Source organism: Pedococcus sp. P2_D7 (assembly GCF_056404295.1).
Genome location: NZ_JBFUEH010000005.1, coordinates 485,756 through 512,144, shown reverse-complemented (window position 1 = coordinate 512,144; position 26,389 = coordinate 485,756). Strand labels below are relative to the sequence as shown.

The following is a 26,389-nucleotide window of genomic DNA, read 5'->3' as shown; positions in this document are numbered from 1 at the left end:
TAATTGTGAGAGGACTCTCTCACAATATTCTCCGGGTGTCACCGGGAAAACCACGTGCGTCCGGACCCACACCCCGGCACGCTTTCGCCCATGGATCTTCCCGCCGGGCTGGTGGCCCGCCCGCTGTCCCCCACCGACGCCCAGGCCGTCTACGAGATCGTCGCCGCGGCCGAGACCCATGACGTGGGTGAGGCCGCCATCGAGGTCGAGGACATCGAGGGCGACTGGGCCCGCGGCAGCTTCGACCTCGCCACCGAGAGCATCGGCATCTGGGACGGCGACCGGCTGGTGGCCTCGGGCGAGGTCTTCAAGGGCCGCCGCGCCGACGCCTCCGTGCACCCGGACCACCGGGGTCGCGGCATCGGCACCTGGCTCGCTGACTGGCTCGAGGACTGCGCCCGGCAGCGCGGATCGCACCTCGTGGGGCAGACCGTCCCCGGAGACACCGACCCCGAGAGGTTCTTCCAGGCTCGCGGGTACCGCGAGGGCTGGACGTCCTGGGTGCTCCAGGTGCCGGCAGACCGCCCCATCGAGCCGCAGCCGCTGCCGGAGGGATACACGCTCCGCGAGTTCGAGGGTCCCGCCGACGGCCGGGTCGCCTTCCAGCTCATCGAGGACGCCTTCAACGAGTGGCCGGACCGGGACCCCTCGACCTTCGAGGACTGGGCGCCCCGCGGGCCGCTGCGGCCCGGCTTCGAGCCGTGGCAGATCCGGTTCGTCGTCGACCCGCAGGGCACCGAGGTCGGGGTCTGCTACACGATCCTGGCCGGCGCCACCGGCTACGTCGACGCCATCGCGGTGCGGAACGACCAGCGCGGACTGGGCCTGGCCAGGGCGCTCCTCGTGGATGCGTTCGAACGCGCGCGGGACCACGGTGCCACAGTGAGCGAGCTCTCCACCGACTCACGCACCGGCGCCCTCGGTCTCTACGAGCACGTGGGCATGCAGGTCACCCAGACCTGGCGGCACTGGATGACCGACCTCTGAGCGCCGACGGCTGAGCCCGGTGGTCGCGCAGCCTACTCGGGAGTAGCGTGGCGGCAGGAGGCGATCACATGACCAGTGACGTCGAGCAGGGCCAACCGACCGTCGATGCGACCGAGCGCGAGTCGCGAGCCGTGGCCGAGGCGGCGCGCGAGTCCGACTGGAACCGGCCGAGCTTCGCCAAGGGGCTCTACCTGGGGCACTTCGACCTGGACCTCGTGCACCCGCACCCGCGGGCCACGCCCGAGGACCAGGCCCGGGGTGAGGAGTTCCTCGTCCGGCTGCGCGAGGTGTGCGAGGGCATCGACGGCGCGCAGATCGAGCGCGACGCACTGATCCCCGACGACGTGCTGGCCCGACTGGCCGACATCGGCGCGTTCGGGATGAAGATCCCGCGCGAGTACGGCGGCCTCGGCCTCACGATGTCCGCCTACGGCCAGGCCCTCATGCTGGTGGGCTCGGCGCACCCGAGCCTCGGCGCGCTCCTGTCGGCGCACCAGTCCATCGGCGTCCCCGAACCCGTAAAGCTCGTCGGCACCGCCGAGCAGAAGCAGGCCTTCCTCCCCCGCTGCGCTGCCGGCGCGATCTCGGCGTTCCTCCTGACCGAGCCCGACGTCGGCTCGGACCCGGCCCGCATGGGCAGCACCGCGACCCCCACCGAGGACGGCACGGCATACCTCCTCGACGGGGTGAAGCTGTGGACCACCAACGGCGTGGTCGCCGAGCTGCTCGTCGTCATGGCGCGCGTGCCCGCTCGCGACGGGTCGAAGGGCGGGATCACCGCCTTCGTCGTCGAGGGGACGGCCGAGGGCATCACGGTCGAGCGGCGCAACTCGTTCATGGGGCTCAAGGGGATCGAGAACGGCCTCACCCGCTTCCACCAGGTGCGGGTGCCGGCCGAGAACCGCCTCGGCAAGGAGGGCGACGGCCTCAAGATCGCCCTCACGACCCTCAACGCCGGTCGGCTGTCCATCCCGGCGATGTGTGCCGCGGCCGGCAAGTGGGCGCTGAAGATCTCGCGCGAGTGGTCCGCCGAGCGCGTGCAGTGGGGGCGGCCGGTCGGCGAGCACGGTGCGGTGGCCGAGAAGATCGCCTTCATCGCGGCGACGACCTACGGCCTCGAGTCGGTGCTTGAGCTCTCGGCCCAGCTCGCCGACGCGGGCAGCAAGGACATCCGGATCGAGGCGGCCCTGGCCAAGCTCTGGGCGTCGGAGATGGCGTGGCAGATCGCCGACGAGCTGGTCCAGGTGCGCGGGGGGCGCGGCTACGAGACGGCCGAGTCGCTCCGGGCCCGCGGCGAACGCGCCGTCCCGGCCGAGCAGATGATGCGCGACCTGCGGATCAACCGGATCTTCGAGGGCTCCACCGAGATCATGCACCTGCTCATCGCGCGCGAGGCCGTCGACGCCCACCTCAAGGCTGCGGGTGCGCTGGCGGAGAAGGACGCCTCGCTGGAGGACAAGGCGCGAGCCGCCGCGGGCGCCAGCGGCTTCTACGCCAAGTGGCTCCCCCAGCTCGTCGTCGGCAAGGGTGCCGCACCCACCTCGTATGCCGAGTTCGGCGCCCTGGCCACGCACCTGCGGTTCGTGGAGCGGTCCAGTCGCAAGCTCGCCCGGCAGACGTTCTACGGCATGTCGCGGTGGCAGGCGAAGATGGAGTACCGGCAGGCGTTCCTGGGGCGGGTCGTCGACATCGGGGCCGAGCTGTTCGCGATCGCGGCCGCCTGTAGCCGCGCAGAGATGCTGCGCACCGACGACGCGGAGCGCGGACGCTCCGCCTACCAGCTCGCCGACGTGTTCTGCCAGCAGAGCCGGCTGCGGGTGGAGCGGCTGTTCACCGCCCTGTGGTCCAACAGCGACGATGCCGACATGAGGCTCGCCAAGGGCGTGCTGGCCGGCGACTACACCTGGCTCGAGGAAGGGGTCATCGACCAGAGCGAGGGCACCGGGCCGTGGATCGCCCCGTGGTCCCCGGGCGCCAGCGAGTCGGAGTCGGTCTGGCGGGCGGTCCGCTGACCTTCCGAACCCCCGTGCCCGGGTCCGCGGCGAACCTCAGCGGCGCTTGAGCAGCTCCTCGGCGATCTGCACCGCGTTGAGGGCGGCGCCCTTGCGCAGGTTGTCGCCCACCACGAAGAGCACCAGGCCCTTGCCTGCCGGGGCGGCCTGGTCGACCCGCACCCGACCGACGTAGACCTCGTCACGCCCGGCCGCCTCGAGCGGGTTGGGCACGTCGGTCACGACGACGCCGGGAGCCTTGGCCAGCAGCTCCAGCGCGCGCTCGGGCGTGATGTCGTCGGCGAACTCGGCGTGGATGGCGAGCGAGTGACCGGTGAAGACCGGCACCCGGACACAGGTGCCCGACACCAGCAGGTCGGGGATGTGCAGGATCTTGCGCGACTCGTTGCGCAGCTTCTGCTCCTCGTCGGTCTCGAGCGACCCGTCGTCGACGATCGACCCTGCCAGCGGGATGACGTTGAAGCCCACCGGCACCGCGTAGACGTTCGGGGCCGGGATCTGCACCGCGCGCCCGTCGAGGGCCAGCTCGGCAGGCTCGCCCGCGGCATACCCACCGCGGAGCTGGCCGTCGAGCTCCTGCACGCCCTTGCCCCCGGAGCCGGACACCGCCTGGTAGGACGCCACGGTGAGGCGGACCAGCCCGGCCTCGTCGTGCAGCGGCTTCAGGACCGGCATGGCGGCCATCGTCGTGCAGTTGGGGTTCGCGACGATCCCCTTGGGGATGGTGTCGAGGTCGTCGGCGTTGACCTCGCTCACGACGAGGGGGACGTCGGGGTCCTTGCGCCAGGCCGACGAGTTGTCGACCACGACCGCTCCCGCGGCCGCGACCTTGGGAGCCAGCTCCTTCGACGCGGCTCCCCCGTTGGAGAAGAGCGCGATGTCGATGCCGGAGAAGTCAGCCGTGGCCGAGTCCTCGACGGTGACCTCGCCACCCGCCCACGGGAGCGTCGTGCCGGCAGACCGCGCCGACGCGAAGTAGCGGATCTCGTCGACCGGGAAACCCCGCTCGGCAAGGAGTGCGCGCATGACCGAGCCGACCTGCCCGGTGGCCCCAAAGACACCAATTCTCATGGGACCAAGGATAGGTCGGCTCGGTCGTGCACCGGTTCAGTGGCTCACGATGTGGCGGAACCGATGGCTCGGTCGCCCACGCCTTCGCCGGGCGCGGACTCCTCGAAGGTGAGCGTGAAGTCGTCGCCGTGCTCGGTGACGCCGGCCACCACGGCCTGCTCGACGGCCGCCATGGCATACGCACCGCGGACGATCATCGGGTCGTTGCTGAGGTCCTTGACCAGGGCGATCGCCAGACCGACCATCACGACGAGGAACGGCAGCGCCGCCACGATGGTGATGTTCTGCAGCCCTGACAACGCGTCCTCACCGCCGACGAGGAGCATCACCGCTGCCACGGCGCCGGTGGCGGCGCCCCAGAAGACCACGGTCTTGCGGCTCGGGACGAGCGTCCCGCGCTCGGAGAGCGTGCCCATGACGATCGACGCGGCGTCGGCACCGGACACGAAGAAGATCGCGACCAACAGCATCACCACGACCGACGTGATGGTCGACAGCGGCATGTGGGAGAGCATCGCGAAGAGCGTGCCCTCGGCGGATCCCGCGCCGGCCACGTCGGTGCCGCTGCGCTGCATCTGGATGCCGGCACCACCGAAGATGGCGAACCACACGAGGGACACGACACTCGGCACGAGCAGCACACCGGTGACGAACTGCCGGATGGTGCGACCCCGCGAGATGCGGGCGATGAACATGCCGACGAAGGGCGTCCAGCTGACCCACCAGGCCCAGTAGAAGATCGTCCAGCCCGACAGCCATTCCTTCATGGCGTCGCCACCCGCGGCGTCGGTGCGGGCCGACATCATCGCGAGGTCCTGGAAGTAGGAGCCCACGGCGGTCGGGACGAGGTTGAGGATGAAGACGGTCGGGCCCACGACGAAGACGAAGACGGCGAGCGCGAGGGCCAGCACCATGTTGATGTTGGACAGCCACTGGATGCCCTTGGCAACACCCGAGACGGCCGACAGGATGAAGCAGACCGTCAGCACGGCGATGATCGCGACGAGCAGCATGTTGCCCGCCTTGCCGATGCCGGCGACGATCTCGAAGCCGGAGCCGATCTGCAGCGCGCCGAGGCCGAGCGAGGCCGCGGAGCCGAACAGCGTCGCGAAGATCGCGAGCATGTCGATGACGCGACCGGCCGGGCCGTTGGTGCGCTTCTCCCCCAGCAGCGGCGCGAAGGCCGAGCTGATGAGCAGCGAGCGGCCCCTCCGGAAGACGCCGTAGGCGATGGCCAGCCCGACGAGGGCGTAGATGGCCCACGGGTGCAGGGTCCAGTGGAACAGCGTCGTGGCCATGGCGTTCTGCACGGCCTCCGGGTTGCCGGCCGCACCGGTGCCGGGCGGCGGCGTCACGAAGTGCGAGAGCGGCTCGGAGACGCCGTAGAACATCAGGCCGATGCCCATGCCGGCCGAGAACATCATCGCGACCCAGGAGACCGTGTTGAACTCCGGCTGCTCGTCGTCGCGGCCCAGCGGAATGCGTCCGTACTTGCTGGCCGCGAGCCAGATGACGAAGAACACGCAGCCCGAGGCCACCAGGGAGAAGAGCCAGCCCATGTTGTGGACGACCCAGCCGAGGCCTGCGCCCGAGGCCGAGCTGAGGGTGTCGGTGCTGAGGAAGCCCCACAGCACGAACGCGACCGCGATGGCGGCCGTGACCCCGAAGACGATGGTGTCGACCTTCCGGGGTTCGTTGGCCTGGTGCTCCACCACGACGGGGTCGAGGGCGGGGTGGTGGTTGTCGGGCAGGTGCTCGAGGGCGTCGTGCTCGCCCGAGGCCTCAGCCGGTGCGGCCGGGCCAGTGTTCGTCAGTGTGCTCACAGGGTGTTGTTGGCGCGTGCGGGCGCCGCTCCTTCGTTCTCGTCAGTTGCGTATCAAGCTCGGTCCAGTTCAAAACCGTTGCAATGCAATACCATTGCAACCGACCGCCCACCCTGTCGAGAACGAGCGCCGATCTCAAGTCGCGAGCGGGCCGACAGCGATCGGCGTCACCGAATTCGTTGCCCCGCAAGGGATTCGGGTATGGCGTGAGCCTCGCCACACGAGGCGGAACGTCGCCGGGCCCGCAGAAACCCAGGCGCTGTCTTCAGAAACCCAGGCGCTGCAGCTGCTTGGGGTCGCGCTGCCAGTCCTTGGCGATCTTCACGTGCAGGTCGAGGTAGACCTTCTGGCCGAGCAGCTTCTCGATGCCGATGCGGGCGTTGGTGCCGACCTCGCGGAGCCTCGACCCTCCGCGCCCGATGATGATCGCCTTCTGGGACGAGCGTTCGACGAAGACGTTGACCCGGATGTCGAGCAGCGGCTTGTCCTCCGGACGGTCGGGCCGCTGCACCATCTCCTCGACCACCACGGCCAGGGAGTGGGGCAGCTCGTCGCGCACCCCCTCGAGCGCCGCTTCGCGGACCAGCTCGGCGATCATGACGACGTCGGGCTCGTCGGTCAGCTGCCCCTCGGGGTAGAGCGGGCCCGGCGACGTCGGGAGGTAGGTCGACAGGACCTGCGCGACGTCCTGCACCTGGCGGCCGTCGACGGCCGAGCAGGGCACGATCGCGTCCCAGTTGCCGAGCTGGTCGATGGCGATGAGGTGCTCGGCCAACCGCTCGCGGTCGACGGTGTCGATCTTCGTCGCGATGGCGACGACCGGGCGCCGCCGGTCCTGCTGGATCTCCTTGAGCTCCCTGGCGATGAACCCGTCACCCGGGCCGATCCGCTGGTCCGCCGGCAGGCAGAACCCGATGACGTCTACCTCGAGCAGGGTCTCCCGCACGACGTCGTTGAGCCGCTCGCCCAGCAGGGTCCGGGGCTTGTGCAGCCCCGGGGTGTCCACGAGCACGAGCTGCGAGGTCGGCGTCGTGACGATGCCGCGGATGGTGTGCCGCGTGGTCTGCGGCTTCGACGAGGTGATCGCGACCTTGTGACCCACGAGGGCGTTGGTCAGCGTGGACTTGCCGGCGTTGGGCCGACCGACCAGGCAGGCGAAGCCTGCGACGTACCCGTCGGACGCACCCGAACCACTCGCAGTCATGACACTCCCTCGCGCTCGGGCTCCACCGTAGTGCGCTCGAGGCTGTCGTCGGTCGGCGCGTGGCCGCCGTCGGGGTCGGCCACGGCGACCCGCTCGACGATGACACTGGCGATCCGGTGGCGGCGACCGGCCATCCGCTCGGCGGTCAGCGAGAGCCCACCGACCTCGCACCTGGACCCGACGATGGGCACCCGGCCGATCGACTTGCCGATGAGGCCACCGACGGTGTCGACCTCGTCCTCCTCGATGTCGACGTCGAAGAGGTCGGCCAGGTCGTCGATGTCCATCGTCGCGGGGACGCGGAAGGTGCCGTTCCCAAGGTCCTCGACCCCGGGAGCCTCACGGTCGTACTCGTCGGCGATCTCGCCCACGATCTCCTCGATGATGTCCTCGATCGTCACCAGGCCGGCGGTGCCGCCGTACTCGTCGACGACCACGGCGAAGTGGCTCTGGTCGCGCTGCATCTCGCGCAGCAGGTCGTCGACCGGCTTGCTCTCCGGCACGTAGTGCATGGGGCGCATCTGGGCGGTGACCGGCAGCGTGCCCGCCTCGTGGTCGGCGTTGACCCGCCGCACGACGTCCTTGAAGTAGAGCAGCCCCAGGATGTCGTCGGAGCCGTCGCCCACGACCGGGATCCGCGAGAAGCCCGACCGCAGGAACAGCGACATCGCCGAGCGCAGCGACTTCTCGCCGTCGATGGTCACCATGTCGGTGCGGGGCACCATGACCTCGCGCGCCACGGTGTCGCCGAGCTCGAAGACGGAGTGGATCATCTCGCGCTCGCCGGCCTCGATGACCGCGCTCTCCCCCGCGAGGTCGACCAGGTCGCGCAGCTCGGACTCGCTCTGGAACGGGCCGTCGCGGTAGCCGCGCCCCGGGGTCACCGCGTTGCCCAGCGCGATCAGCACCCGGGCGACCGGGCCGAGGAAGGTGCGCAGCCCGACGATGAGCGGAGAGGCAAGCAGGGCAACGGAGTCTGAGTGCTGACGGCCGAGCGTGCGGGGCGAGACGCCCACGACGACGAAGGAGACGAGCGCCATCACGCCGATCGCGACGAGCAGCCGCGTCCACAAGCCGTCGACGAGGTTGATCGCCCCGAGGGTGATGAGGACGGCGGTGGTCGACTCCGCGACGATGCGCAGGAACGCCGTCACCGACAGGTATGCCGCGCTGTCGCCGACGATGCGGTTGAGGGCCTTGGCGCCCGGTCGCTTCTCCTCGAGCAGCTCCTGGGCGCGGACCCGCGACATCCGCCAGAGGGCGGCCTCGGCGGCGGACAGCAGAAAGGCGGCAGCGACGCTGACGAGGGCGGCGAAGACGAGTCCGGTCATGACGTCACCATCACGGGGCGGGACGCCCGCGGCCCGCGAGGAAGGTCAGCAGCAGCTGACGCTGGAGCTCGAACATCTCGCGCTCCTCCTCGGGTTCCGCGTGGTCGTACCCGAGCAGGTGCAGGATCCCGTGCGTGGTCAGCAGCAGGAGCTCCTCCTCGGTCGCGTGACCGGCGTCGGAGGCCTGCTTGGCTGCCACGGACGGGCACAGCACGATGTCGCCGAGCACACCCTCCTCGGGCTCCTCGCCCTCGCGACCCGGCCGCAGCTCGTCCATCGGAAAGCTCATCACGTCGGTGGGGCCGGGCAGGTCCATCCACTGCACGTGGAGCACCTCCATCGCCGCCTCGTCGACCAGACGAAGGCACAGGTCTGCTCCGGGGTGGACCCGCATCTCGCCCATGACGTAGCGGCTCAGCGCCACCAGCTCGAGCTCGTCGAGCTGGTAGTCGGTCTCATTGAGAACGTCGACGCTCACGCTGTCCTCGCCCTCCCGAGTCCTGTGTCCGCTCGTCCCAGTGCTCATAGGCGTCGACGATCGCGCCCACGAGGCGGTGCCGGACGACGTCCTGCGCGGTGAGGAGGGAGAAGTGGATGTCGTCGAGGTCGGCGAGGATGTCGCGGACCACGCGCAGCCCCGACTTGGTGCCGTCGGGCAGGTCGACCTGCGTGATGTCGCCCGTGACGACCATCTTCGAGCCGAACCCGAGCCGGGTGAGGAACATCTTCATCTGCTCCGGCGAGGTGTTCTGGGCCTCGTCGAGGATGATGAACGCGTCGTTGAGCGAGCGGCCACGCATGTAGGCCAGCGGCGCGACCTCGATGGTGCCGGCGGCCATCAGCCGCGGGATCGACTCGGGGTCGACCATGTCGTGCAGCGCGTCGTAGAGCGGCCGCAGGTAGGGGTCGATCTTGTCGTTGAGGGTGCCGGGCAGGAAGCCGAGCCGCTCCCCCGCCTCCACTGCCGGGCGGGTGAGGATGATCCGGTTGACCTGCTTGGCCTGCAGCGCGGCGACGGCCTTGGCCATCGCGAGGTAGGTCTTGCCGGTGCCGGCCGGGCCGATCCCGAAGACGATCGTGTGGGCGTCGATGGCGTCGACGTAGTGCTTCTGGTTGAGCGTCTTGGGCCGGATGGTGCGGCCGCGGTTGCTCACGATGTTCATCGTCAGCACGTCGGCAGGACGCTCGGTGGTCTGGGCGCGCAGCATGCTGATCGAGCGCTCGACAGCGTCGCGGTTGAGCGGCTGTCCGCCGTCGATGACCAGGAGCAGCTCGTCGATCGTGCGCTCGGCCAGGGCCACCTCGGCGCTCGGGCCGGACAGGTGGAACTCGTTGCCGCGGACGTGGATCGCCAGCTTCGGGAAGGCCCGCTCCATCGTGCGGAGGAGCTCGTCCCGCGGGCCGAGGAGCGTCACCATCTGCACCTGTGGCGGGATCTCGACGGTGTGCGTGGGCACCGGGAGAGCACCCTCGGGCGCGCCCCCCAGCGTGGTCGGATGTTCAGGATCTGACATGGTCTGCCCAGTCTACGGTGCTGCTCAGCCGGGTGGCCAAGCCATTGACCGGCCGCCGAGCACGTGGACATGGGCGTGGAACACCGTCTGGTGCGCCTCGGCTCCGGTGTTGAAGACCGAGCGGTAGCCACGGTCGGCCAGCCCCTCCTGCGCCGCCACGGCGGCCACGGCGCGCATCAGGGCCGCGACGTCCTCCGGAGCCTCCTGCACGAGGGCGGCGACATCGGGCACGTGGTGGCGCGGGACCACGAGGACGTGCGTCGGGGCCTGTGGCTCCAGGTCACGGAAGGCGAAGGTCGCCTCGTCCTCGTACACGACGGTCACGGGGAGCGTGCCCGCCACGAGCTTGCAGAACAGGCAGTCCGGATCGGAGTTCCGCGTCGTCCCGTCGCGCCGGCCCGTGTCGTCCATGGTGGTGTCGTCCATGCCTGTGTCGTCCACGCCGGTGTCTTCCACAAACAAGAGGGTATCGGCGCGTCAACCGGCCAGAGGGGTTGCGCGTCTAGGTGGCGTGAGACTGTTGAGTGTGGCCGAGCGCGACCGGGGTGGTGAGGTGCGGCCGAGTGCCGACGAAGCCATCACCGAGCTGTATGCCGCGCACTGGACTGGGCTGGTGCGGCTGGCCTGGCTGCTGCTGCGAGACGACCTCGCGGCCGAGGAGGTCGTCCAGGACGCCTTCATCGCGGTGCACCGCCGCTGGGACACCATCCGTGACCACCAGGCCGCGGCCGCCTACCTGCGTCGCGCGGTGGTCAACGGAGCCCGCTCCGGCCTGCGGCACCGCGGCGTGGAGGAGCGCTACGTGACGCGCGAGCAGCAGGGCGGCCCCACTGCATACGCCCGGCACAGCGAGGCGAGCGCAGAGGAGCGCGCCCTCCAGTCCGAGAGCACCACCACCATGATCGGCGCGCTGGGACGACTCCCCCAGCGCCAGAGAGAGGTCCTGACCATGCGCTACTACCTCGACCTCAGTGAGGCCGAGATCGCCGATGCGCTCGGCATCTCCGCGGGCTCGGTCAAGGCCCATGCGCACCGCGGGCTCGCGACCCTGCGCGACCGGATGGAGGCGACGTCATGAGCGACCGCACCGACTTCCTGCACCCCGACTACGAGCCGGGCGAGTTCGACCAGGTGGAGCGACGGCTGCGCCAGGCGCTGGCCCGCGACGCCGAGCAGGTGCGCCCGTCCAACCGGCTCGACACGATCCTGCACGAGGCCCACGAGGTCGGGCCGGTGACCGCCACGGGGGGCTCGGGCACCCGGCGCTGGGTGCTGCCACTGGCCGCAGCAGCCGCGGTGGCGGCCATCATCGGTGGCGTCTGGTGGTCCGGGCAGGACGACCGACCGTCGGTCACGCCACCGGCCACCCACGGCCCCACGCAGTCAGCGTCGTCGACCGGCTCCCCGACCAGCTCGCCGACCACGAGCGCACCTGCCGCGACCGAGTCGATGTCGCTCCCGGTCTACTTCGTCGGCCCGATCGGCGACGCCAAGCCGACCTACCGGCTGTTCCGGGAGTTCCTCCGTCAGGACCTGTCCACCGGCGCCACCGCCGCGGCCAAGGCCAAGGCGGCCTTGGTGCTGGCCATCAACGCCCAGCCGTACAGCAACACCGACGGCTACCTCCAGCCGTGGTCGGGGCAGACCATCGGCGACGTGACCGTGGCTGATGGAGTGATCACGGTGCACCTGGCCAATGCCGGCTCGTCGAGTGCGGTCGTCGGCGAGGAGAACAAGCGGCTCGCCGTGCAGGAGCTGGTCTGGACCGCGCAAGCGGCGATCCAGCAGACCCTCCCCGTGCGTTTCGCGGTCGCTGACGGGTCGACCACGCTCTTCGGGTCGATCTCCACGGACCAGGACTTCACGCGTCCACCGTCGGACCGCCTCTACGAGGACGTGGCCCCTATCTGGGTGACCTCGCCCTCTCGTGACCAGGTGCTCCCGGCGAGCAAGCCGGTCGTGGTCAAGGGCCTGGCGATCGTCTTCGAGGCCCACCTCAACTGGCAGCTGGATCGCGGCACGACGCAGGTGTCGACCGGCACCGCAATGGCGTCCAGCGGAGGTCCGAGCCAGGGCGACTACTCCTTCTCGCTCGGCCGGCTCCCCGCGGGTGACTACTCGATCCGGGTGTTCGCGATGAGCATGGAGGGCGGCGACAAGGTCGCTGCCGAGAAGATCGTGTCGTTCTCGGTGAAGTGAGCTGGGGGCGGTCAGCGCCAGCGGCTGGCAGCGCTCAGCACGGCGAGGGCCGCCGGCCCGGCGCTGGAGGACCGCAGGACGGTGTCGCCCAGCCGCACCGTCACTGCGCCGGCCGCCTCGAACGCCGCGACCTCCTCGGGCGTGATGCCGCCCTCCGGGCCGACCACGACCAGCACGTCGCCCGCGGTCGGGAGCACCTGAGCGGCGAGGCTCTGGGTGGCGTCCTCGTGGAGCACGTATGCCGCCGCGGCGCCGCCGATGCGCGCGGCGAGGATCTTGGTGGTGGCCAGGTCCGCGACCACCGGCACGCGGGCGCGGCGGGACTGCTTGGCGGCCGCCACCACGGTGGACTCCCACTTGCGGCGGGCCCTGTCGGCGCGTTCGCCGCGCCACTGGACGATGGAACGGGACGCCTGCCACGGCACGACCTCGTCGACCCCGAACTCGGTCGCGGCCTCGATGGCCTGGTCGTCGCGGTCGCCCTTGGCGAGCGCCTGCACGAGCACGAAGCGGGGCTGGGCCGCGGGCTCGTGGTCGACCTCGACCACGCTGAGCTCCAGGTCGGCCTTACCTGAGCCGACGACGGCGCAGGTGAGCCGCAGCCCGGCGCCGTCGGCGAGCATGACCTGCTCCCCGACGCCGATCCGGCGGACGGTCGCCGCGTGGCGCCCCTCGGGACCGTCGAGCACGACCCGGCTGCCGACAGCGGCGCCGGCGACGACGACGGGGTCGACGAGGAAGAGCGGCAGGGTCACGACGGTCGGCTGCTACTTGGGCTTGAAGGCGTCGCGGAGCTTGCCGAACAGCCCGGGGTGAGCCGGGGACAGCCGGCCCTCCGGGCGCTCCTCGCCGCGCAGCGTGGCGAGTTCGCGCAGGAGCGCCTCCTGCTGCTCGTCGAGCCGGGTCGGGGTCTGCACGTTGGCGTGGATGATGAGGTCACCGCGGCCGGTGCCCCGCAGGTGGGTGACGCCAAGGCCCCGCAGGGTCATCGCGTCGCCGGCCTGGGTGCCCGACTTGATCTCGAGCTCGTTGGTGCCGTCGAAGGTCTCGAGCTTGACCGTCGTCCCCAGCGCTGCCGCCGTCATCGGGAGCTCGACCGTGCAGTGCAGGTCGTCACCACGACGCTGGAACGTCTGGTGGGGGCGGACCGCGACCTCGACGTAGAGGTCACCAGCCGGGCCGCCGCCCTGGCCGACCTCGCCCTCGCCGGCGAGCTGGATGCGGGTGCCGGTGTCGACGCCTGCGGGGACCTTGATCGTGAGGGTGCGCCGGGTGCGGACCCGGCCGTCGCCGGAGCACTCGAAGCAGGGGCTGACCAGCACCTCGCCGTAGCCCTGACAGGTCACGCACGGACGGGTCGTCATGACTTGGCCGAGGAACGAGCGCTGGACCTGCTGGATCTCACCCCGACCGCCACAGACGTCGCAGGTCCGCCGGGAGGTGCCGGGCTGGGCGCCGTCGCCGTGACACGTCGAGCAGACCACGGCGGTCTCGATGGCGAGCTCCTTCTCCGCACCGAACACCGCGTCGGCGAGGTCGATGTCGAGCCGGATCAGGGCGTCCTGGCCGCGGCGCTGGCGGGACCGCGGACCGCGCTGGGCCTGGCCGGCACCGGCGCCGAAGAAGGCGTCCATGATGTCGCTGAACGAGAAGCCCTGGCCGAAGCCCGCTGCGCCACCGGCGTAGGGGTCGGAGCCCATGTCGTAGGACCGGCGCTTCTCGGCGTCCGAGAGCACGTCGTAGGCCTGCGAGACCTTCTTGAACTGCTCCTCGGCCTCCGGGCTCGGGTTGACGTCAGGGTGCAGCGTCCGCGCCTTCTTGCGGTAGGCCCGCTTGATGTCCTCGGGGCTGGCGTCCCGGGACACGCCCAGGTCCTGGTAGTAGTCGTTCAACGAGATGTCCTTGGTGTCGATGGTGCTGACAGTCGGTGGGGCAGGTGGACGCGCGTCACTGCGCGAGGATCCGGGAGACGTAGGTGGCCACGGCCCGCACCGACGCCATCGTCGTGGGGTAGTCCATGCGGGTGGGTCCGAGCACGCCCAGCCCGGCGACGAGGTCCGAGCCCGAGCCGTACTCCGTCGAGACGACTGAGGTGGACTGGAGTCCGGCGAAGGGGTTCTCGTGCCCGATCCGCACCGAGACCGCGTCGGAGGTCTCCCTGGCCGTGCCGAGCAGCTTGAGCAGCACGACGTGTTCCTCCAGCGCCTCGAGCACGGGGCCGATGCTGAGCGGGAAGTCGGTGCCGACCCGGGCGAGGTTGGAGGTGCCCGCCAGCACCACGCGCTCCTCGCGCTCCTCGACGAGGGCGTCGTCGAGCGACTGCACGACGGAGCGGACCAGGTCGCGGTCCGCGGGGTCGAACTCGTCGGCAAGGCTGGCCAGCGACGCGGCGGCCTCCACGAGTCGCTGCCCGACGGCCCTGGCGTTGACCTTGGCGCGGACCAGGCCCAGGAGGGCCTCGCCGTCCGTGGCGGACAAGTCGTGGGGGGTCTCGATGACGCGTTGCTCGACCCGGCCGGTGTTGACGATCAGCACGACCATGAGCCGGCTCGGACCCATCGGCACGAACTCGATGTGGCGCACGGTGGACCGGGTGAGCGAGGGGTACTGCATCACGGCGACCTGGCGGGTGAGCGAGGCCAGCAGCCGCACCGTCCGGTCGACGACGTCGTCGAGGTCGACCGCCCCCTCCAGGAACTGGGCGATGGCGGCCCGCTCGGCGGCGGTCATCGGCTTGACGGAGCTGAGCCGGTCGACGAACAGCCGGTAGCCCGCATCGGTGGGCACCCGTCCGGCGCTGGTGTGCGGAGCGGCGATCAGCCCCTCCTCCTCCAGCGCGGCCATGTCGTTGCGCACCGTCGCGGCCGAGACCCCCAGCTGGTGGCGGTCGAGCAGCGACTTGGACCCCACCGGCTCGGAGGTCTGGACGTAGTCCTGCACGATCGCGCGCAGCACGGCGAGACGACGTTCCTCGCTCAATCGACACCTCCGTTCGGTCAGGTTGGCACTCACACTCAGCGAGTGCCAAGTCTACGTGGTTCCCGGGCCGGGACCAGCACGGGCGGCGCGCCCGCGCCGCGAAGGCGCGTCCGCGGCATACCCTGCCTCGGTGTCCGACCGCTATGGCTCCGATGTCCTGTCCGGTGACTGGAAGGTCCCCCCACGGGGTCGCTCCCGCGAGGTCGAGGCCGAGACCGGGCTGGTCGTCGAGGACGTCGAGACCGGCTGGTGCGGCGCCGTGGTCCGCGTCGAGAAGGCCGGCGGCATGCGCGTCGTCCACCTCGAGGACCGGCGCGGGCGCACCAAGGGCTTCCCGATGGGACCGGGCTTCCTGCTCGACGGCGCCCCTGTCGTGCTGACCCCACCCACCGCGGCGGCCCGCGCCCAGCTGGCCGAGGCACGGGTGGCCGCCTCCCGCACGGCCTCCGGGTCACGGACCGTCGAGGGCGCCCGCGCCAAGGTGGCCAGCGGGTCGCGGATCTTCGTCGAGGGCCGCCACGACGCCGAGCTCGTGGAGAAGGTCTGGGGCGCCGACCTGCGGGTCGAGGGAGTGGTCGTCGAGATGCTCGACGGCGTCGACGACCTCGTCGGGGCGATCGCCGAGTTCCAGCCCGGGCCCGGGCGCCGGATGGGCGTGCTCGTCGACCACCTGCTCCCCGGGACCAAGGAGCACCGCGTCGTCCAGGCCGCCGCCAAGGGGCCGCATGCCGCGCACGTGCGGGTGCTCGGCCACCCGTACGTCGACGTGTGGCAGAGCGTGCGCCCCGAACGGCTCGGGCTGACGGCGTGGCCGGTCATCCCGCGTGGGCGGTCGTGGAAGGACGGCATCTGCGACCACCTCGGCTGGCCCCACGACAGCCAGGCCGACATCGCCCGCGCCTGGAAGCAGATCCTCGGCACGGTCCGCTCCTACGCCGACCTCGAGCCGACGCTGCTCGCAAGCGTCGAGGAGCTGATCGACTTCGTGACGGAGTCGCGAGATTGATACAGCGTGACGGAGTCGCGAGATTGATACAGCGTGACGGAGTCGCGAGATCAATACAGCGTCACAGAACCTGGCCATTGAGCCCTTGGGTCAGGGTCGGCCCTGACTCGCCCCTGACCACACCCCCGAACCCACCCCGATTGAGCAGCTCTGCGCCCGATCATGCGTTTCACTGGGTACAGACCCACGCAGACCACGGAGAGAGCCATGACCGACCAACCCCAGCAGCCGCAGTCGAACATCCCGCCACCGCCGCAGCAGCCACCGCAGCAGCCGCCACAGGGCTACGGCGTGGCGCCCCGGCCCATGTCGCCGCAGGACGAGAAGACCTGGGCCACCCTCGTGCACCTCGCGCCGTTCGTGGCGGCTCTGGTGGGCATCCCGTTCCTCGGCCCACTGATCGTCTTCCTCATCGTCAAGGACCGGGGGCCGTTCGTGCGGTTCCACGCGGCGCAGGCCCTCAACTTCCAGATCATCATCACGATCGCGTTCTGGGTCTTCGGCCTGCTGTCGTTCGTCCTGATCGGGATCCCGTTCCTCATCATCACCGCCGTCGCCTGGGTGGTCCTGTCGATCGTCGCGGCGATCAAGGCGAACAACGGCGAGTGGTACCGCTACCCGCTGACGCCCGAGCTGGTGAAGTAGTCGCCTGGTGAAGTAGTCGCCTGGTGAAGTAGTCGTCTGGGCGAGGAGCTCAGCGCAGACCGAGCAGCCGTCGCACGACGGTGTCCGTGAGCAGCCGGCCCTGCCTCGTCAGCACCACCCGCTGACGACGCAGGGCCGCTGTCGCGTCCACCAGGCCGTCGGCGATCAGGCCCGCGACGGCGACCCGACCCTCGTCGCGCAGCTCACCGATCGGGAGCCCGTCGACCAGTCGCACGGCCAACAGGACGCGCTCGTCATAGCGCTGCTCGCCGGTGAGGGTCTCCCGGCCCTGTGCGGGGCTGAGTCCCTCGCCGACTCGGGAGGCGTAGGCGTTGGGGTGCTTGACGTTCCACCACCGCACTCCCCCGACGTGGCTGTGCGCTCCGGGGCCGATGCCCCACCAGTTGCCGTCGGCCCAGTAGCCCTCGTTGTGGCGGCAGCGGGCGTCGTCGCGCAGCGCCCAGTTGCTGACCTCGTACCAGCCGTAGCCGGCCGACGCGAGGTGCTCGTCGGCGATCTCGTACTTGGCCGCCTCGTCGTCGTCCTCGGGCGCGGGCACCTGGCCCCGTCGCACCTGGGCGGCGAGCTTGGTGCCGTCCTCGACGACCAGCGCGTAGGCCGAGACGTGGTCGGGCGCGAGGGAGGTGGCGGCGTCGAGGCTGGTGCGCCAGTCGTCCAGCGACTCACCCGGGGTGCCGTAGATGAGGTCGAGGCTGACCTGCAGCCCAGCCGCCCGCGCGGCCTGCACCGCGCGCTCGACGTTGGCCGGGTCGTGGGTGCGTTCGAGCGTGCGGAGCACGTGGGGCACGGCCGACTGCATGCCCAGCGACACCCTCGTGAAGCCGGCCGCGGCGAGCACCTCGAGCCCTTCGGGCGTCACCGAGTCGGGGTTGGCCTCGGTGGTCACCTCGGCGTCCGGAGCCAGCCCGAACCCCGCGCGGATGCCGTGCAGCATCCGGGCCAGGTCGCCGGCGGCGAGCATCGTGGGGGTGCCCCCACCGACGAACACGGTGTCGACCCGGGGGGCGTCACCCAGGACCGCCTCGGCCAGGGACAGCTCGGCCAGGGCGGCATCGGCGAAGGTCGCCACGCTCGCGCCGTCGACCCCCAGCTCGGTCAGCGTGTAGGTGTTGAAGTCGCAGTAGCCGCAGCGCACCGAGCAGAACGGGACGTGCAGGTAGATGCCGAACTGGTGGTGTCCGAGAGTCGCGAGTGACGCGTGCGGCAACCGGCCGTCGGACGGTGCCGGGTCACCATCGGGCAGGGCGCTGGGCATGGCTCCATCCTCGCAGGCGACCGCCCGTGGCCCTGACACGGCGTGTCTCGGCGACACGCCGGAATGGGGTGAAACTGGACCGAGAAACTTGGGGAAACTCTCGCGAAACCCCTTGTGGCGCGGGGGTTGCTCGACTAGAAATACGCCTACGCAATCGCTTCGGCGAGAGCGTCGATCAGGACCTCGGTCTTGATCGTCGAGGGCCTCGGAAACTCATACTTTCCGAGGCCCTCACCTATTGGTCCAGCTCCCCACGTAGGGTCGAGCGGTGACCACTCCCCGCTGGATCGAGCTCGACGGCGTCGTCAACATGCGCGATGTCGGTGGGCTGCCGACGACCGACGGTGGCGTCGTGGCCACCGGCCGCCTGCTCCGGTCCGACAACCTGCAGGACCTCAGCGAGTCTGACGTCGAGGCGCTCGAACAGCTGGGGGTCACCGACGTCGTCGACCTGCGCAGCCATGCGGAGCTGACGCTGGAGGGCCCGGGCCCCCTCCGGGCCCGTGACCTCACGCACCACCACCACTCGCTGTTCCGCGACGACGTCCGCGCGGTCACGGCGCAGGAGGCCCTGGCCCTGCCCTGGTCGACGAAGGACCAGGAGAAGGCCGACGCCCAGCCCCGCCTCGACGACGACTACTGGGCGAGCCACTACCTGGGCTACCTCACCCACCGGCCCGACTCCGTGAGCGCCGCCCTGGCGGTGGTCGCGCGCAGCCGCGGGGCGACGATCGTGCACTGTGCCGCAGGCAAGGACCGCACCGGCACGGTGGTCGGCCTCGCCCTCTCGGTGGCTGGGGTGAGCGATGACGACGTCGTCGCCGACTACGTCGCGACCGGCGAGCGCATCGAGCTCGTCATGGCCCGGCTGATGGCCCGTCCCGCGTACGGCGAGGCGCTCCAGGACCAGCCGGTCGACCACCACCGGCCCCGGCCCGAGACCATGCGACGGATCCTGGAGGTACTGGCCGAACGCCACGATGGCGCGGCCGGGTGGCTGCGTGCCCAGGGATGGTCGCAGGACGAGGTCAGCGCCCTGCGGGCCAGCCTGCGCGGCTGAGCCGGCCACCCGGCATACCGGCGCCTGCGCGGCGGAGCAGCACGGTCAGCGGGCCGGCTTGTCGGTCACCCAGAGGCGGATGGTGCCCTGCACCACCGCGGTGCCGTCGTCCCGGGTCCCCTTGACCCGCACCGGGATCTCGACGTCGCCGGCGCGCGCCCAGTCGGCCGGGTCGGTCTCGGCGACGCAGGTGATGTCGCTCGTCGCCTTGGCGGTGTACTCGACCTCCATGCCCTTCGGGATCCACCGACGGGTGCTCGGGATCGTCGCCTCGGCGAGCGCACCCATCGCGGCCTCGAGCCCGTTGCAGATCGCGATGACGTGGACCGTGCCGAGGTGGTTCTGCACCCGGCGACGCTTCTTGATCGTCAGCTCGGCGCGGTGGGGACCCAGCTCGACGAACCGCGGACGCGCCGTGCGGAAGTAGGGCGCTGCCTGCTCGAAGACGAGCGAGAACAGCCGCTTGCCCTGCGGGTATGCCGCGAGGCGCCGGTAGAGGGCGTAGGTGTCAGTCATGGACCTGACATTACCCGTCGGTAACCTCGGTGGGCAGGTCCCCTACTTCTTGGTGACCGCGTCGTTCGAGAGCGCGGCGATGAAGGCCTCTGGCGGCACCTCGACGCTGCCGATGTTCTTCATCCGCTTCTTGCCCGCCTTCTGCTTCTCGAGCAGCTTGCGCTTGCGGCTGATGTCACCGCCGTAGCACTTCGCGAGGACGTCCTTGCGGATCGCCCGGATGTTCTCGCGGGCGATGATGCGTGAGCCGATGGCAGCCTGGATCGGCACCTCGAACTGCTGGCGCGGGATGAGGTCCTTGAGCTTCCCGGCCATCATCACGCCGTAGGCATAGGCCTTGTCCTTGTGGACGATCGAGCTGAACGCGTCGACCGTCTCGCCCTGCAGCATGATGTCGACCTTGACGAGGTCGGCCACCTGGTCGCCGTCGGGCTCGTAGTCGAGCGAGGCGTAGCCGCGGGTGCGCGACTTGAGCTGGTCGAAGAAGTCGAAGACGATCTCGGCGAGCGGCAGCGTGTAGCGCATCTCGACGCGCTCCTCGGAGAGGTAGTCCATCCCGCGCAGCGTGCCGCGCTTCTGCTGGCACAGCTCCATGATCGCGCCGATGAACTCGCTCGGCGCGAGCACGGTGGCGCGCACGATCGGCTCGGTGACCGAGCTGACCTTGCCGTAGGGGAACTCGCTCGGGTTGGTGACCGTGAGCACCTTGCCGTCGTCCATCGTCACGTCGTAGACGACGTTGGGCAGTGTCGAGATGAGGTCGAGGTCGAACTCGCGCTCGAGCCGCTCACGCACGATCTCGAGGTGCAGCATGCCGAGGAAGCCGATCCGGAAGCCGAAGCCCAGCGCCGCGGAGGTCTCGGGCTCGTAGACCAGGGCAGCGTCGTTGAGCTTGAGCTTGTCGAGGGCGTCGCGCAGGTCGGGGTAGTCCGACCCGTCGATCGGGTACAGGCCGGAGAAGACCATCGGCTTGGGGTCGCGGTAGCCCCCGAGCGCTTCCTTGGCCGGCTTGGCCGCGTTGGTGACGGTGTCGCCGACCTTGGACTGGCGCACGTCCTTCACACCGGTGATGAGGTAGCCCACCTCCCCGACGCCCAGGCCCTTGGCCGGAGTGGGCTCGGGCGAGCTGACCCCGATCTCGAGCAGCTCGTGCGTGGCCTTGGTCGACATCATCGCGATCTTCTCGCGGGGGTTCAGGTTGCCGTCGATGACGCGGACGTAGGTCACGACCCCGCGGTAGGTGTCGTAGACCGAGTCGAAGATCATCGCGCGGGCGGGCGCGTCGGGGTCACCGGTCGGCGGAGGCAGCTGCGTGACGATCTGGTTGAGCAGCGGCTCGACGCCGACGCCGGTCTTGCCCGAGACCCGCAGGCAGTCCTCGGGCTCGCAGCCGATCAGGCCGGCCAGCTCCTCGGCGAACTTCTCCGGCTGCGCAGCGGGCAGGTCGATCTTGTTGAGCACGGGGATGATCGCGAGGTCGTTCTCCATCGCGAGGTAGAGGTTCGCCAGGGTCTGCGCCTCGATCCCCTGCGCCGCGTCGACGAGCAGCACCGCACCCTCGCAGGCGGCCAGCGACCGCGACACCTCGTAGGTGAAGTCGACGTGGCCCGGGGTGTCGATCATGTTGAGCGCGTAGGTCGTGCCGTCCAGCTCCCACGGCATGCGCACGGCCTGGCTCTTGATGGTGATGCCGCGCTCGCGCTCGATGTCCATCTTGTCGAGGTACTGGGCGCGCATGTCACGGCCGTCGACGACACCGGTGATCTGGAGCATGCGGTCGGCCAGCGTCGACTTGCCGTGGTCGATGTGGGCGATGATGCAGAAGTTCCGGATCAGGTCCGGCGGCGTTGCGTGCGGCTGCAGCGCGGTGCGGGCCATCGGGGACACGGGTGCTTCAAACCTCACGAGCGTCGGGGAAGAACGGAACGGCCCATCCTCCCATGCGACCGAGGGTGTCAGTGACGCAGCACGGCGCAGGAGGCGTCAAACGGGTCGGCGCCGGGCGGGTTCGTAGGGCTAGGCGGGCTGCGCCTGCGGCGGGGTGCGCCGCGTCGAGCGCTGCAGGAGCGCCGACCAGACCGCGATGCCGATCCCCGCGACGGCCAGGATGCCCCCGACGCGCGAGGGCCACTCGTAGCCGAGCCCGGCGGAGAGCACGATCGACCCGAGCCAGGCGCCGAGCGCGTTGGCGATGTTGAGGGTCGAGTGGTTGAGCGCGGCCGCGAGCGCCTGCCCCTCGTGGGCCACGTCCATCAGACGCGTCTGGAGCATCGGGACGAGGATGCTCGGCAGCAGGCCGAGCACGAAAACGGCGATCAGGCCGGACCACTTCGCGGCGTGCACGGCCGGGCCGAAGAGGAAGAGCATCACCGCGATCGCGCCCAGGAGGACAGTGATCCCCCGGAGCAGGCCGAGGCGGGAGGCCGGCCCGGAGAGGAGGGCTCCGACCGTCATCCCCACCCCGTACAGCGCGAGGATGAACGGGATCGTGGCCCGGCCGAACCCACCGAGCTCGGTCATCGTCGGGGAGATGTAGGAGAACGTGGAGAACATCCCGCCGAAGCCCACGGTGCCGATCCCCAGGGCCAGCCAGACCTGCGGTCGCTTGAGGGCGGACAGCTCCGACCGCATGGTCACCCCGCCGTCGGGCGGGCAGAACGGCACCCAGCGCCACACGGCGAGGACGGTCAGCAGCGCGATCACTCCCACGGCGGCATACGGCCACTGCCACCCGTAGGCCTGGCCGATCCGCGTGGTGACCGGCACGCCGACGATGTTGGCGACCGTGAGGCCGGTGATCATCATGGAGACGGCCCAGGTGCGCCGGTGTGCCGGCACCAACGACGCCGCCACGAGGCTGCCGACGCCGAAGTAGGCGCCGTGCGGCAGGCCCGACAGGAAGCGCGCCGCCATGAGCAGCCCGTAGCTGTTCGCGAACGCGGACAGCACGTTGGCCACGGCGAAGGCGCCCATCAGCCAGAGGAGCAGGCGCTTGCGCGGCATCTTGGAGCCCAGGGTGGCGAGCACCGGGGCGCCGACGACGACCCCCGCTGCGTAGGCGGAGACCACGTGACCGGCGGTCGGGATGTCGATGCCCACACCCTCCGCGACCTCGGGCAGCAGGCCCATCGTCACGAACTCGGTGGTGCCGATCGCGAAGCCTCCGACGGCCAGGGCCAGCAGCGCGAGGTTGACGTGCGTCGGGCGCACGACGGCGTCGACGCCGAGCTCGCGGGAGGGGTCGGCGAGGGCGTCGGTCACGCGGGTGCAACGACGGGGCGCGCCCGGGACATTCCCGATCAGGGAGGGCCTTTAGAGTCGGACCGACCACCGACAGCTCGAGGGGACCATGTCCGAACCCATCCAGTACGCCTCGCCGCCCGAGACGCCGCTTGGGACACCGCCCAGCACGCCCAGCGCGCCGCCTGGCTACCGCAAGCAGATGCGGTCGCACCTGCGGCACCCCCTGGAGAACCTCTGCCTCGTGGTGGTGATCCTCGGGTCGTTCCTCGTGTGGACGATCTCGACCTACGAGGTCGTGTCGGCGATCATCGACCGACGCCAGCCCGACCCGTATGCCGTGTTCTTCCTGGCCGCGCCGGTGCTCATCTACTTCCTCCGTGGCCAGCTGTATGCCGGGCTGCGGCTGTCGGGGGTGAAGATCTCCCCCACGCAGTACCCCGAGGCGCACCAGATGCTCCTCGACGCCTGCGCCCACTACGGCCTGCCCAAGGTGCCGGACGCCTACGTGGTCCTCGGCAACGGGATGATCAACGCCGCAGCCTCCGGACACGGGTTCCGGCGGTTCATCTTCGTCTACAGCGACCTATTCGAGATCGGCGGCCAGGCCCGCAACCCTGACGCGCTGCGGTTCATCCTCGGCCACGAGGTCGGCCACATCGCGGCCGGCCACACCAGCTACTGGCGGGTCCTGGCGATCAGCGGCGCCCAGTGGATCCCCTTCGTCGGGTCGACCCTGAGCCGCAGCCAGGAGTACACCGCCGACAACTTCGGCTACTCCCTCGTCCCGCACGGCAGCGCCGGGGCCATGTCGACGCTCGCCGCGGGCAAGTACCTCAACCGGACCGTCGACGTGAACGCGCTGGCCGACCGGGCCACCACCGAGAAGGGCTTCTTCGTCTGGGTCGTCAACGCCCTCGCCTCCCACCCCGTGCTGGTTTGGCGCTCGCACGCCCTGCGTGACCGTCGACGCCCCGGCCGCCTGCTGTGGCGGCCGAGGGTCCGCCCGTGACGCCGGAGCTCGACTACCGCCACACCTCCACCCGGCCGGCCTTCGCCGACCTACCGGCCTTTCCCGCCCCGGCGGCCACGCCACGCCGCTAGCGTTGCCGACATGGGGGACACGACACGTTCGGCGGTCGCGCAGACCACCTGGCTGCGACGGCTCGTCAGATGGCTGACCGGGGCCTATCCGGGCGACTACACCGGCGTTCCCGAGATGGAGTACTCCCCGGTCGCCGACGGGCGGCCCGACCCCGGCGAGGTGGTCTGGACCTGGGTGCCGTTCGAGGACGACCATCGCCAGGGCAAGGACCGTCCGGTGCTGCTCATCGGGCGCGATGGTCGCTGGCTGCTCGGGGCCATGCTGACCACCAAGCTGCGGGCCGGCACTGACCCTCGGAGACGGACAGCGCCCGACCGGGTCTCCATCGGCGTCGGCGCGTGGGATCGCCAGCGGCGGCCCAGCGAGGTGCGCGTCGACCGCATCATCCGGGTCAAGCCCAGCCGGATCCGGCGGGAGGGCGCGGCCATCGACGCGGCGCGCTTCGCCGCCGTGGCCGATGGCGTGCGCCGCAACGCCTGAAGGCACCGGCTGGGAGCCGTCCTTCGCGAGTCGCCGCGGCAGGCTTGGGCCGCCCCGCCCTCTTCCTTGAGCTCCGCTCGGGCCAGTCGCCTTGTCAGACCCGGGCCGTAGACTCGAACGCATGTTCGAATCATCCGTCATTGCCGAGCCGCTCCGCGCGGAGCTGGTTCGACTGCGTGTGGACGGTCGGCGCCGTTCGGTGGCGGAGCTGGTCGCCCTCGTGCAGCAGTGCCAGTCGATCGCCAACCAGACCGCCGCCCTGCAGGTGCTGGCCATGACCCACCTCGCCGCGATCGAGGACGTCGAGCTCGAGGACGGCACGGTGGTCGAACAGCACCGCGGCCTGGGGCACCAGCGACTCGACGCACCCGCCCTGGTCAGCGACCAGCTCGGCCTCAGCGACGCGGCCGCGACCAGTCGGATGACCAGTGCCGTAGAGATCGTGACCCGAGCGCCCGTCGTCCACGAGGCGATGGCCTCCGGTCGACTGGACGCCTACCGCGCCGGGGTCGTCTGTGAGGAGCTGCGCGACGCGGACCCGGAGGTGTGCCGCGAGGTCACCACCAGGATCGAAGGAACCCTGGGCACGGAACCGCCCGCCGCCCTGCGCCGCCGCGTGCGGCGCGTGCTGGGAGCCGTCGACGCCGACCTGGTGCGGGCCAAGGCGGCCCGGGCCCGGGCTGCGCGGAGCCTTCGTCGGTGGCCCGGTGACGAGCCCGGGGTCGACACGTGGATGGGGAGCTTCCCGGTGGAGCAGGCCCGCAGCGGTTGGGCAGTCATCGACGGGTTGGCACGGCAGTACGTCCGCGATGGCCGCGCGAGCGGGGTCGACGAGGCCCGGGCCGACGCGCTGATGGACCTGATCCACTCCCGTGCCAAGGGCACCTTCGTGGTCCAGCTGGCCGTGCCCGCTGATCGACGGGCGTCGCACCAGTCAAGTGCGCCCCAGACCGGCCGCACCACCGCCCCGCCCGAGCCGGTGACTGGCCCGGTCACAGGGCCTGGTGAGGATGACGGGCTGGTGACCGTGATGGGGCTCGGGATGCCCGGCGAAACCGTGGTTCGCAGCGCGTGGCTTCGCTCCCTCCCCGACTGCTCCGGCGGCCCTGACGGCTCCGGCGGCCCTGACAACTCCGTCGGCCCTGACAACTCCAACGGCCCTGACGCTTCCGGGCCAGCCGTAGTCGCCTGCCATGCCGACACGGGCGCGCTGCTCGCCACCGCCAGGCGTCCCGGTGACGACCCCCGCGTCGACCGCCGGAGGGGGCGATCGACCGAGTCGCAGGCGTACCGGCCGCCGCCTGCACTCGTCGAGCTGGTCAAGACCCGCGACGGACGATGCCGGTTCCCGGGGTGCACCGTCAGCGCCGTGTTCTGCGACCTCGACCACGTCAGACCGTGGCCGTCCGGTCCGACCGAGGCGGGCAACCTCATGTGCCTGTGCCGCCGTCACCACCGGATCAAGCAGACCGTGCGATGGCGAGTGCGCATCGATCCCGACGCCACCGTCACGTGGACCGACCCGTCCGGGCGCAGACGCACCACCCTGCCGATCGACTTCCTCCAGCTCGACAGGACCAGACAGCACCGAGACCCGTCTGAGGAGCGTCAGGCGTCCGTCGATCCGTCGTGCCCCACCGAGCTGTCTCGTTCCGACGGCCGGGACGGCAGCCCGTCTTCAGTCCGGACGCCATCACCTGCGACGCGCCGAAGGGAGCAACAACCCTGCGACGAGGTCGGCGTGCTCTGGTCTGCGTGGGAGGACGAGCTCAGTCACGACCTGGCCCGGGCCGAACGCAACCGACGGCGAAGACCTCGCCGGACCTTGCGGCTGAGCTGCCTGTTCCTCCACGGCCCGCCTGCGTCTCGGCACGAGGGTCCGCGCAGCCGATCGGAGCGGGCCGGCGCCGACGGGCTGCCGCCGTTCTGACGGAGGCGTTC

At 70.7% G+C, this 26,389-nt stretch carries 24 protein-coding genes; 10 read left to right on the top strand and 14 right to left on the bottom strand.

Features of this window, described 5'->3' with window-relative positions:
- Positions 1 to 90: 90 nt before the first annotated feature.
- Together AC1DWJ_RS14820 and AC1DWJ_RS14815 are read left to right on the top strand one after the other, a co-directional pair.
- Positions 91 to 987 carry a GNAT family N-acetyltransferase gene (locus AC1DWJ_RS14820; protein WP_477621178.1) on the top strand — a complete coding sequence of 299 codons (897 nt, stop codon included), beginning with the start codon at positions 91 to 93 and terminating at the stop codon, positions 985 to 987.
- Between the two features lie 68 nt (positions 988 to 1,055).
- Positions 1,056 to 2,999: an acyl-CoA dehydrogenase family protein gene (locus AC1DWJ_RS14815; protein WP_457255790.1), complete on the top strand. Its 1,944-nt coding sequence runs from the start codon at positions 1,056 to 1,058 to the stop codon at positions 2,997 to 2,999.
- Between the two features lie 36 nt (positions 3,000 to 3,035).
- Here the strand turns inward: AC1DWJ_RS14815 and AC1DWJ_RS14810 are convergent, their stop codons facing one another.
- From AC1DWJ_RS14810 to AC1DWJ_RS14780, 7 genes are all read right to left on the bottom strand, one after another.
- The gene (locus AC1DWJ_RS14810) at positions 3,036 to 4,070 is read right to left on the bottom strand and encodes an aspartate-semialdehyde dehydrogenase (RefSeq protein WP_457255789.1); all 1,035 of its coding nucleotides are present in this window, start codon (positions 4,068 to 4,070) and stop codon (positions 3,036 to 3,038) included.
- Positions 4,071 to 4,114: 44 nt separating this feature from the next.
- Positions 4,115 to 5,821, bottom strand: a complete 1,707-nt coding sequence (locus AC1DWJ_RS14805; protein ID WP_457255885.1) for a BCCT family transporter — start codon at positions 5,819 to 5,821, stop codon at positions 4,115 to 4,117.
- A 337-nt stretch (positions 5,822 to 6,158) separates the two neighbouring features.
- On the bottom strand, positions 6,159 to 7,097 hold the full coding sequence (gene era, locus AC1DWJ_RS14800) for a GTPase Era (RefSeq protein ID WP_457255787.1): 939 nt from the start codon (positions 7,095 to 7,097) through the stop codon (positions 6,159 to 6,161).
- Positions 7,094 to 8,428 carry a hemolysin family protein gene (locus AC1DWJ_RS14795; protein WP_477621177.1) on the bottom strand — a complete coding sequence of 445 codons (1,335 nt, stop codon included), beginning with the start codon at positions 8,426 to 8,428 and terminating at the stop codon, positions 7,094 to 7,096. The genes era and AC1DWJ_RS14795 overlap by 4 nt, the downstream gene beginning before the upstream one ends.
- A gap of 10 nt (positions 8,429 to 8,438) precedes the next feature.
- Entirely contained in the window at positions 8,439 to 8,906 is a 468-nt protein-coding gene (gene ybeY / locus AC1DWJ_RS14790; protein WP_457255784.1) for an rRNA maturation RNase YbeY, read from the bottom strand.
- Complete coding sequence (locus AC1DWJ_RS14785; protein WP_477621176.1) at positions 8,884 to 9,942, bottom strand: PhoH family protein; 1,059 nt, start codon at positions 9,940 to 9,942, stop codon at positions 8,884 to 8,886. Before AC1DWJ_RS14785 ends, ybeY begins: the two co-directional genes overlap by 23 nt.
- A 24-nt stretch (positions 9,943 to 9,966) precedes the next feature.
- Positions 9,967 to 10,368 (bottom strand): histidine triad nucleotide-binding protein, encoded by a 402-nt coding sequence (locus tag AC1DWJ_RS14780; protein WP_477621175.1) that lies wholly within the window; start codon positions 10,366 to 10,368, stop codon positions 9,967 to 9,969.
- An 85-nt stretch (positions 10,369 to 10,453) separates the two neighbouring features.
- Here AC1DWJ_RS14780 and AC1DWJ_RS14775 point away from each other — a divergent pair, with 85 nt between their 5' ends.
- Positions 10,454 to 11,020: a SigE family RNA polymerase sigma factor gene (locus AC1DWJ_RS14775; RefSeq protein WP_457255778.1), complete on the top strand. Its 567-nt coding sequence runs from the start codon at positions 10,454 to 10,456 to the stop codon at positions 11,018 to 11,020.
- Positions 11,017 to 12,141, top strand: a complete 1,125-nt coding sequence (locus tag AC1DWJ_RS14770; protein WP_457255777.1) for a Gmad2 immunoglobulin-like domain-containing protein — start codon at positions 11,017 to 11,019, stop codon at positions 12,139 to 12,141. The genes AC1DWJ_RS14775 and AC1DWJ_RS14770 overlap by 4 nt, the downstream gene beginning before the upstream one ends.
- 11 nt (positions 12,142 to 12,152) lie before the next feature.
- On the opposite strand, the gene AC1DWJ_RS14765 is transcribed toward AC1DWJ_RS14770, so the two are convergent.
- From AC1DWJ_RS14765 to hrcA, 3 genes are read right to left on the bottom strand one after another with little or no spacing between them, the layout of a single operon-like run.
- The gene (locus AC1DWJ_RS14765) at positions 12,153 to 12,896 is read right to left on the bottom strand and encodes a 16S rRNA (uracil(1498)-N(3))-methyltransferase (RefSeq protein ID WP_477621174.1); all 744 of its coding nucleotides are present in this window, start codon (positions 12,894 to 12,896) and stop codon (positions 12,153 to 12,155) included.
- Positions 12,897 to 12,908: 12 nt separating this feature from the next.
- Positions 12,909 to 14,033, bottom strand: coding sequence for a molecular chaperone DnaJ (dnaJ, locus tag AC1DWJ_RS14760; RefSeq protein WP_477621173.1), 1,125 nt, complete (start codon positions 14,031 to 14,033; stop codon positions 12,909 to 12,911).
- A gap of 55 nt (positions 14,034 to 14,088) precedes the next feature.
- On the bottom strand, positions 14,089 to 15,120 hold the full coding sequence (gene hrcA / locus AC1DWJ_RS14755; RefSeq protein ID WP_477621172.1) for a heat-inducible transcriptional repressor HrcA: 1,032 nt from the start codon (positions 15,118 to 15,120) through the stop codon (positions 14,089 to 14,091).
- Positions 15,121 to 15,250: 130 nt separating this feature from the next.
- On the opposite strand from hrcA, the gene AC1DWJ_RS14750 reads away from it, so the two are divergent.
- Together AC1DWJ_RS14750 and AC1DWJ_RS14745 are read left to right on the top strand one after the other, a co-directional pair.
- Complete coding sequence (locus AC1DWJ_RS14750) at positions 15,251 to 16,126, top strand: DUF3097 domain-containing protein (protein ID WP_477621171.1); 876 nt, start codon at positions 15,251 to 15,253, stop codon at positions 16,124 to 16,126.
- A 207-nt stretch (positions 16,127 to 16,333) separates the two neighbouring features.
- The gene (locus AC1DWJ_RS14745) at positions 16,334 to 16,771 is read left to right on the top strand and encodes a DUF4870 domain-containing protein (protein WP_457255770.1); all 438 of its coding nucleotides are present in this window, start codon (positions 16,334 to 16,336) and stop codon (positions 16,769 to 16,771) included.
- 49 nt (positions 16,772 to 16,820) lie between these two features.
- Here the strand turns inward: AC1DWJ_RS14745 and hemW are convergent, their stop codons facing one another.
- Entirely contained in the window at positions 16,821 to 18,047 is a 1,227-nt protein-coding gene (hemW, locus tag AC1DWJ_RS14740; RefSeq protein WP_477621170.1) for a radical SAM family heme chaperone HemW, read from the bottom strand.
- 268 nt (positions 18,048 to 18,315) lie between these two features.
- Here hemW and AC1DWJ_RS14735 point away from each other — a divergent pair, with 268 nt between their 5' ends.
- Entirely contained in the window at positions 18,316 to 19,107 is a 792-nt protein-coding gene (locus AC1DWJ_RS14735; RefSeq protein ID WP_457255767.1) for a tyrosine-protein phosphatase, read from the top strand.
- Between the two features lie 45 nt (positions 19,108 to 19,152).
- Here the strand turns inward: AC1DWJ_RS14735 and AC1DWJ_RS14730 are convergent, their stop codons facing one another.
- The 3 genes from AC1DWJ_RS14730 to AC1DWJ_RS14720 all read right to left on the bottom strand — a co-directional run bounded on the left by AC1DWJ_RS14730 (position 19,153) and on the right by AC1DWJ_RS14720 (position 22,884).
- Positions 19,153 to 19,623 carry a hotdog fold domain-containing protein gene (locus AC1DWJ_RS14730; protein WP_457255765.1) on the bottom strand — a complete coding sequence of 157 codons (471 nt, stop codon included), beginning with the start codon at positions 19,621 to 19,623 and terminating at the stop codon, positions 19,153 to 19,155.
- A 42-nt stretch (positions 19,624 to 19,665) separates the two neighbouring features.
- Positions 19,666 to 21,501: a translation elongation factor 4 gene (gene lepA, locus AC1DWJ_RS14725; RefSeq protein ID WP_457255883.1), complete on the bottom strand. Its 1,836-nt coding sequence runs from the start codon at positions 21,499 to 21,501 to the stop codon at positions 19,666 to 19,668.
- A 138-nt stretch (positions 21,502 to 21,639) separates the two neighbouring features.
- Positions 21,640 to 22,884 (bottom strand): MFS transporter, encoded by a 1,245-nt coding sequence (locus tag AC1DWJ_RS14720; protein WP_477621169.1) that lies wholly within the window; start codon positions 22,882 to 22,884, stop codon positions 21,640 to 21,642.
- An 88-nt stretch (positions 22,885 to 22,972) separates the two neighbouring features.
- Between AC1DWJ_RS14720 and AC1DWJ_RS14715 the strand changes: the two genes are divergently transcribed.
- The 3 genes from AC1DWJ_RS14715 to AC1DWJ_RS14705 all read left to right on the top strand — a co-directional run bounded on the left by AC1DWJ_RS14715 (position 22,973) and on the right by AC1DWJ_RS14705 (position 26,378).
- Positions 22,973 to 23,875: a M48 family metallopeptidase gene (locus AC1DWJ_RS14715; protein WP_457255762.1), complete on the top strand. Its 903-nt coding sequence runs from the start codon at positions 22,973 to 22,975 to the stop codon at positions 23,873 to 23,875.
- A gap of 102 nt (positions 23,876 to 23,977) precedes the next feature.
- Positions 23,978 to 24,448 carry a type II toxin-antitoxin system PemK/MazF family toxin gene (locus AC1DWJ_RS14710; RefSeq protein ID WP_477621168.1) on the top strand — a complete coding sequence of 157 codons (471 nt, stop codon included), beginning with the start codon at positions 23,978 to 23,980 and terminating at the stop codon, positions 24,446 to 24,448.
- A gap of 121 nt (positions 24,449 to 24,569) precedes the next feature.
- Entirely contained in the window at positions 24,570 to 26,378 is a 1,809-nt protein-coding gene (locus tag AC1DWJ_RS14705; protein ID WP_477621167.1) for an HNH endonuclease signature motif containing protein, read from the top strand.
- Positions 26,379 to 26,389 lie beyond the last annotated feature (11 nt).